The organism is Haloferula sargassicola (assembly GCF_040362925.1).
Lineage (GTDB): Bacteria > Verrucomicrobiota > Verrucomicrobiia > Verrucomicrobiales > Akkermansiaceae > Haloferula > Haloferula sargassicola.
On record NZ_BAABRI010000016.1, the window covers coordinates 124,981 to 132,331 of the forward strand.

The 7,351-nt window shown below is 62.4% G+C and carries 5 protein-coding genes; 4 read left to right on the top strand and 1 reads right to left on the bottom strand.

Annotated elements, in window-relative coordinates; genetic code table 11:
* Positions 1–91 precede the first annotated feature (91 nt).
* The 4 genes from ABXH26_RS14480 (at position 92) to ABXH26_RS14495 (ending at position 6,056) form a co-directional block, all read left to right on the top strand.
* Entirely contained in the window at positions 92–1,471 is a 1,380-nt protein-coding gene (locus ABXH26_RS14480; protein ID WP_353567797.1) for a sugar transferase, read from the top strand.
* Between the two features lie 1,175 nt (positions 1,472–2,646).
* Positions 2,647–4,539 (top strand): O-antigen ligase family protein, encoded by a 1,893-nt coding sequence (locus ABXH26_RS14485; protein ID WP_353567798.1) that lies wholly within the window; start codon positions 2,647–2,649, stop codon positions 4,537–4,539.
* A 236-nt stretch (positions 4,540–4,775) separates the two neighbouring features.
* Positions 4,776–4,955, top strand: coding sequence for a hypothetical protein (locus tag ABXH26_RS14490; RefSeq protein WP_353567799.1), 180 nt, complete (start codon positions 4,776–4,778; stop codon positions 4,953–4,955).
* 252 nt (positions 4,956–5,207) lie between these two features.
* Positions 5,208–6,056, top strand: a complete 849-nt coding sequence (locus ABXH26_RS14495) for a PEP-CTERM sorting domain-containing protein (RefSeq protein WP_353567800.1) — start codon at positions 5,208–5,210, stop codon at positions 6,054–6,056.
* A gap of 158 nt (positions 6,057–6,214) precedes the next feature.
* On the opposite strand, the gene ABXH26_RS14500 is transcribed toward ABXH26_RS14495, so the two are convergent.
* Positions 6,215–6,940, bottom strand: a complete 726-nt coding sequence (locus ABXH26_RS14500; protein WP_353567801.1) for a hypothetical protein — start codon at positions 6,938–6,940, stop codon at positions 6,215–6,217.
* Between the last annotated feature and the right edge of the window lie 411 nt (positions 6,941–7,351).

The window sequence follows — 7,351 nt, forward strand, 5'->3', positions numbered from 1 at the left end:
ATGGGCCAACTTCTATCCTTTCCGTAGGACTGGCCGGTGCCCTGCTTGCTCCTTCTCAAAGCCCGTTCCCACTTTTCACTCCTTTGAAGCCATGATCGATTCACGCGAACGAGGTCTTTACCAACTGCTTGTGACCTTTCAGGTCATCGGAGCGGCCCTGGTCTACGCCGCCTGTGTATGGGCGCTGCTCGGTTTCTTTTACGGCGGCCATTTCCCCGTGGGACACTACGTCCGCTTCGGCATGGTGGCCATGACCGCCCTGATGTTCGAGGCCGTGGCCCGTCCCGGCTACCTTCGCCCGGGTCCCGGGAAGATGCGGCGCATCGCGGGTTCGGTTTCCCGGCGCCAGCTGGTGGCCTCGGTCGGCGCGATGATCCTGGTCGCCCTGTTCACCCGGGACCAAACCATCTCCCGCGCCTTCTTCGCGCTCTACGGGGTGGTGGTGTTCTGCTTCTTCTATGTGACCAACGCCAAGGCGCTCAAGCTGCTGGCGGAAATCGGCACCCGCTACCTGAAAAACTGGAAGCTGCGGACCCTGATCGTAGGCCCGCGGGAGTGGTGCGACTCGGTCGGCGGCTGCTTCGGCACGATGTCCTCGCTTCTCGACATCCGCGGCGTGCATGCCATGGAAGATCACGCCGAGGATCCGGAGGCCTGCCTCAAGATCGTGGCGGAGGGCGACGTGGACTTGGTGGTGATGCCGCCGCGCCACATGCCCTACGATCTGGTCGCCAAGATGATGCGCCAGGGCGATCGCCTCGGCTATCGCTGCTGGATGCCGCTGGAAATCACCCGCCGCTTCGGTCGTCGCTTCGACCTCCAGCGGATCGGGCAGCTCGACGTGCTCACGCCCCCGACCGAGCCGCTCCAGAACACCCTGAACCGGGTGCTCAAGCGGATCTTCGACATCGGGGTGAGCCTGCCGGTGGTGATTCTCGTACTGCCGGTCTTCTGCCTGCTGGTGAAGCTCATTCACGGCTGTTACTCGAAGGGGCCGCTGTTTTTCATGCAGGAGCGGGTGGGGATCAACGGCAGCAAGTTCCGCGTGATCAAGTTCCGCACCCTCCATGTCGTCAACGACGAGGAAAGCCGCCAGGTCTCCAAGGGCGACAACCGCATCTTCAAGGGCGGCAACCTGCTACGCAAGCTGAGCATCGACGAGGTCCCTCAGTTCCTGAACGTCCTGTTCGGCGACATGAGTGTGGTCGGGCCGCGGCCGCACATGGAGGCGCACGACTACCAGTTCCGCGAGATTTTCGAGCGCTACGGCGTGCGCCGCTACGTCAAGCCGGGCGTCACCGGCCTGGCCCAGGCCAAGGGCTTCCGGGGCGAGGTCAACCGCCCGCTCGACCTGCGCCACCGCGCCCGCCTCGATGCCTTCTACGTTTCCCACTGGGGCCTGACCATGGACCTTTGGATCGTGATCTGGACCTTCATCAGCGTGGTGAGGCCGCCGAAGACGGCGTACTGAAAAGCTGAAATTGAAAGCGGCTTCGCCGCTGTGCTTGGTGCTTCGTGTTTGGTCCGTCGTCCTTGCGCCTTGCTCCTTGCTCCTTGCTACCTGCTACCTGCTACCTGCTACCTGCTACCTGCTACCTGCTACCTGCTACCTGCTACCTGCTACCTGCTACCTGCTCCCTGCTCCCGGCTCCCGGCTCCCGGCTCCCGGCTCCCGGCTCCCGGGGGGGATTGGAACAACGAAATGGGCGAAAGGGACGAAATTTGACCGACGGATCAGACGGAGGGCACGCAAGGTAGGGACGAGCGCCCTCGCTCGTCCGGGCGCGGGGACACGTCAAAGAGTCGCAGGGGCCTGGCTCGATTCAGGCTGCATGGGTAGAGTGCTTCGCGCGCGGGATGGCGCTGGCCACGCGCGGCGCCATCGGCCGGTCGAGCGAGGGCGCTCGACCCTACCTGGCAATCCTGTCCGTGGTCCTTGGTCCGTCGTCGAAGAAGTGTTTGGAGTCGGGCGCGGCGCACCTCAGGCGCAGGCTCTTTGGCACTGCCTATCTTCCGCTCGTGGAAGGCGCGGAGCGCAAAGCTTCACGAACCGACCACGGACATTGGACCAAGGACAAAGGACGGGCCGCAGGCCCAAGTGCCTTTCCTTTTCGGACCACGGACATTTGACGACGGACTTCGCTGCTTGGACAGGCCGCAGGCGAAGATGCAGGGCGCGGAAAGGTAGGGACGAGCGCCCTCGCTCGTCCGGGCGCGGGGACACGTCAAAGAGTCGCAGGGGCCTGGCTCGATTCAGGCCGCATGGGTAGAGTGCTTCGCGCGCGGGATGGCGCTGGCCACGCGCGAGGCCATCGGCCGGTCGAGCGAGGGCGCTCGTCCCTACCTGGCAATCCTGTCCGTGGTCCGTTGTCGAACTTCGTTCGAGACGTCACCTCTCAAGTGCCTTTGCTTTTCAGACCAAGCACCAAGCACCAAGTTGCCCTCGCTGCGCTCACGCCATGCCAATTTGGCTTCGCGTAGGGGAATGGGTCGCGAAGCTCCCTCTTTCATTCCAAGCACGAAGCACCAAGGACCAAGGACCAAGGACCAAGGACCAAGGACCAAGGACCAAGCATTTCCGCTTTTCCCCTCGTTCTCCGGCACTTCCTCATTTTCGCTTTCAGCTTTTTTATTTCTGCTTTCCTCATGCCTTTCCTCTTCCTCGGTTTCCTCATTTGCCTCGGCCTCTTTGGGGCCGGACTGGAGTGGCATTACCGCTTTGCCCTCGAGTTGGGCGGGGTGGGGATGCTGATGATGGTGTTCCGGCCGGTGGTGGCCCTGCCGAAGCTCTGGTGGTGGCTGGGGATCGGGGTGCTGGTGTTTTCCGCGGCCGGATTCTTCCTCGGGCGGGGCTGGGTCGATAGCGGCTGGCGGGAGGCGATCGAGGCGGCGGGGGTGCCCACCGGTGACCGGGCCTTCGTGCAGCCAGGCTATTCCGCGGAGACCTGGGTGCTGCAGGCCATGACCCTGATGGCGATCCTGTGGGTGGCGACCCAGCGCACCGAGCAGCCGCTCAAGGCGGCGGGAGGATTCGCACTGGGGGTGGCGGTCTATGCGATCCTGTCGAAGGTCGCGGAACCTCATGCGTCGCACTTCGGGTTTCTGGCCAACCGCAATCATACCGCCACCCTGCTGGCGATGGGGGTGACGGTGGGTCTGGGAGGGGCCATCCAGAGTTTGAGGGAAAAGCAATGGGGATGGATGGCGGCCTTCGTGGCTGCGGTTCTGATGGCGGTGTGGGCCATCCTGATCTGGTCGATCAGCCGAGCGGGCTTCGTGTTGCTCGGAGTGGGAGCCGTTGGGCTCTTCATCGGCCTTGGTCCGAAGTACCTGGGGAAACAGGGCCGCAAGCTGGTGGTGCTGGGCGTGATCGCGCTGGTCGGAGCCTTTGTTCTGGGCGACTGGACCGTGAAGCAGCGCCTGGTGGAAACGACCGAAAAAGTGGGGGCGGTTGCAGGCGGTAGGGGTGACGCAGCCGAAGCCGGCGATGAGGCCGCGGTGGGTGCCGAGGATCTGGATTTCCGCGTGCCCACCATGCTCGATACGGTGGATATGATCGGCGCCAATCCATGGACTGGCGTCGGGGCGGGCCAGTTCGAGTTCGTGTTTCCCCAATATCGCGACCGGGCCGCTGTGGTGGACGAGGCGCGCAACATCCACCCGGAGAGCGATTGGCTGTGGATGGCCTCGGAGTCGGGCGTGCCCGCCGCGCTGGCCTTCCTGCTTCTGGTCGTCGTGGCCTTTGCCCTGGCCTTGCCCAAGGTGCTGCGGGCCAGGTCGCGCGCGGTGCGGATGGCGTGCCTGGTGGCGGCGGGGTTGCTGGCCTTTCACGGCTGGTTCGACATTCCGGGCCATGTGGTGCCACTGGTTCTGGCTGCCGTCGGTCTCTACAGCGTGGCCCTGCCATGGTCCGAGGGCTCTCGTCCGCCGGTGTCGTTGACCTGGGTTTTCCGCTTGGTCGGAGGGCTGATGGTGGCCGCCATGGTGTGGGCGATTCTGGATGCCATCCGGCAGCGGCCTTCATCTGACGTTCGGGTGGCGGAGCGGGCTCGGGAGGAAGTTTCGGAACTTCTGGAATTGGACGCGACCCTGATGCAGGCAGCCGAGGCGGCCGGGGAGGACTATCAACCGGAGCCGGACCCCTTGGAAAAGGCCTTGGGAGCGATCGGTAAAGCCATCGATCGGACCCCGCTGGACCCCGACCTGCGGCGATTGCAAGGAAGCTTGGCACTCCAGTTCGACGACAAGCAGCCGGTGGTGGAAGAGGCATTTCTCGCCGAGCGGGCTTTGTTGCCCGGGGTTGTCGCCGTGCGGATGGCCCAAGCCGGACTCTGGAATGACTTCGATGTCGAACGGACGGAAGCCCTGTGGCGGGAGGCGATGGAACTGGCGGACCGGCAACAGGCCGCTCACCCCGGCTATCGATATCGTCCTTCCCAAGTCATCAGCCTGGCCAAGCGGCAGTCGGGGAAATCCCCCGAACTCAAAAGGAGGGTGTCCAGGCTGGAGTCCGGTGCCGAGTCCGCGGAGAAACCATGAAAGGGATCGGCCCGCGCCGAGCTTTGGGGTTGGATTCATGTGAGAAAGCGGCGGATGCCAGCAAAAATTGCGGATGTGGCTGCTAATGAAAGGCTGCTTGTCAAAAATGTGACCCGGTTCAGGCACTTTTGATTGGTATTTTTACTGGCACGTCCCATGCTCCCCACGTCTCCCGAGCAGGGTGCTCCACCAATCGGGTGGAGCCCGCTGTTCGTTGAACCAGAACCAAACTAGGCATGAAGAAAAGCACATTCCGACTCGGCGTCGCGGCAGCGGTGACCACGTTCCTCCTTGGAACGGTGATTTCCGCTCAAGCAGGCCGCCGGAACGATCGTGGCGCGAGTGTCTCCGGAACCAACGGAAAGCCGACCGTGATCGTCACGCCTAACGGCAAGATCGTCAGCCCTGGTCCTTGATCAGGGGAAACGCTTGCATCGGGCAGCCTTCCCCGGGCCGGTCCCTAGGGCCGGCAGCCAAGCGAGTGTCTGATTACCTTGAAAAAGGTTTTTGGCATTCTGGCTGCTCCATGGCTGGGCTTGGCGAAAGCGGTCCGGCCTGCTTGGCGCTCCGGGGGTCTACTTTCCCCGTTTCCCTAAGCGACCTCCATCCATAGCCGTCATCACATCTCAACCTGGCATCATACAGTAATTCGACATCGATCTCCTCCTATGAAATACTCATCAATCGCTCTCGCGATGGCAGCGCTGACCAGCGCTTCATTCGCCGCTACCGTGACCTTCGAGCCCGTGCTCTATCCGGACGCCAACGGTGCGGATCCTTCCATCGTTCCCCCATCTTCGACGGTGGGTGTGGATGGCTGGACCCAATCCGAGCCCAGCCTCGACACGGATCCTGTTCTCGGTCCTGCTCCCTACTTCTTCACGGCGGAGAACCCGCTGGGAGGTCAGGGTGCCTTCCTCGGGCCCTACTTCGGCACTCCCTCGTTCGATCCTCTTACGGTCAGCCGTTCCTTTTCCGTCGTCAGCACCTACACCTCCAGTCTCGGGGTGGGCACCTACGGCGGCGTCTACTTCGGCTTCGAAGGCACGATCGTCGATTCGACGCTCGCGTTTCCGGATCGCAATGACTTCGGCGTTACGCTCGGCACCGGTGGATCGACCATGTTCGAAATGGTGCTTCGCCCGGTGACTCCGGACGACGCCACCTCGGACTGGCAGATTTTCTACACCATCGCCGGCGGTTCGGAGGTGGACACGGGTACCACCTTTTCCCCGGGCGCCTTGGTCAATTTCTCCGTCCAGTTCGACATGACCGGCCTGACCTTCTCCGCTGACGGTGGCGGCGGTGGTTCGATCACCTTCTCCGGAACTCCGACCGGCTACGATTCCGCCAGCACGGACGACTTGGATGTGGCATTCTACTTCACCCAGGGTGCTGATACCGACTTCGGCGACAATGGCCTGTTCATCGACAACGTGACCGTGGTTCCCGAGCCCTCGATGGCCGTCCTCGGTGCCCTTGGTGGCCTCGCCTTCTTCCGCCGCCGGCGGAAGTAAGAACGCCTGGTCGACAAGACCTTCATTTTAACGCCCGCGATTCCTTTGGGGATCGCGGGCGTTTTCGCTTCTTGGTTCTTGGTTCTTGGTTCTTGGGTCTTGGGTCTTGGGTCTTGGGTCTTGGGTCTTGGGTCTTGCTACCTGCTACCTGCTACCTGCTACCTGCTACCGCCCCTTCGGCGGGACGCCAGTCCAAGGTAAAGCGTCAGTCCGGCCAAGAAGCTGGTGGGCTCGGGGACGGCGGATACCGACACCGAATCAATGAAACCATCGTTCCCTGAGCCACTCGGTGCCGTGACAAAGAACTGGATTCCGCCGATCCCGTCATTGGTCCGGCTGGAAAATGTGTAGTTCGAGGCACTGAACGTCTCGCTGGTGCCTCGCTTCGTGGCGCTGAACGAGTAAGTGTTGGTCCCGACCTCGCTGGAGAAGGTGAAGTCGAAGATGCTTCCTTGACCAAACGATACCTGGCTGATCCCGAAATCACCTCCTCCATCGTTGACGAGAAGATTGGAGCTTCCCGACACGAATTTGAAGGTAGCCAAGGTGTCGCCGTTGGACTCTCGCAGATTGACCCCAATTTGGCCACTCGCTACCGCATCCCAGTCCGCGCGGAGGCTCCAAGAGAAGGAAACCAGGGCCCCGGCGGTCGTCAGGGACGGAGAAACGTCACGAGTTGCCGTCGAATTTTCCCCGTAGAGGCCGAGGGCGTAGGAACCGTCAACCTTGCTGCTGCCGTTCAAGTAGCTGTTGTTGGTGGACCACGATCCCGACCAGCCGCTTCCACCGGACAGGCTGTTGGATTCAAAATCGTCCGTGGCGATGGTCGAGGCTCCAACGGGCAGGGCGACGGCGAGAGTGAGAAGTGGGACGAGGTTCTTCATGGCTACATGAGGAAATGGCCCCGGTGGCACCGGCGTTTACGAAGAATCTTCCCCGAACCGGAAGTGAGATGTGGAGCCGGAATGTGGCCCGACTCGGTTTCAGCGATGGAGCCACTCGCGCCCTGCGGGACTTTTTCCGTCGGCTTGTTGGCTCCGCACCGGGTTGGTCAATGCAATGGGTTCCACTACCCGCAGTCTACTATCTATATTCCGCGATCGATTGGAGCACATCATTACACAATGTGCGGGACCGGTGCCGTCGTTCCGCACGGGGGGATCTTTGCCGGGGATGTCCCTCAGATCGTTAGAATCGGTGGGAGCCGGTCGGGTTGAGATTCATCGGTTGGTGGCTTTCTGACAAGCTTGCTTCTGCCCCGCGTTGTCGCTCGGAGCAGAGGACGAGGGCGCGGC

What these genes read in the sequence shown, in the direction of transcription:
- ABXH26_RS14480 (WP_353567797.1), top strand. Translation starts at nt 92, where the DNA reads ATGATCGATTCACGCGAACGAGGTCTTTACCAACTGCTTGTGACCTTT.
- ABXH26_RS14485 (WP_353567798.1), top strand. Translation starts at nt 2,647, where the DNA reads ATGCCTTTCCTCTTCCTCGGTTTCCTCATTTGCCTCGGCCTCTTTGGG.
- ABXH26_RS14495 (WP_353567800.1), top strand. Translation starts at nt 5,208, where the DNA reads ATGAAATACTCATCAATCGCTCTCGCGATGGCAGCGCTGACCAGCGCT.
- ABXH26_RS14500 (WP_353567801.1), bottom strand. Translation starts at nt 6,940, where the DNA reads ATGAAGAACCTCGTCCCACTTCTCACTCTCGCCGTCGCCCTGCCCGTT.
- ABXH26_RS14490 (WP_353567799.1), top strand. Translation starts at nt 4,776, where the DNA reads ATGAAGAAAAGCACATTCCGACTCGGCGTCGCGGCAGCGGTGACCACG.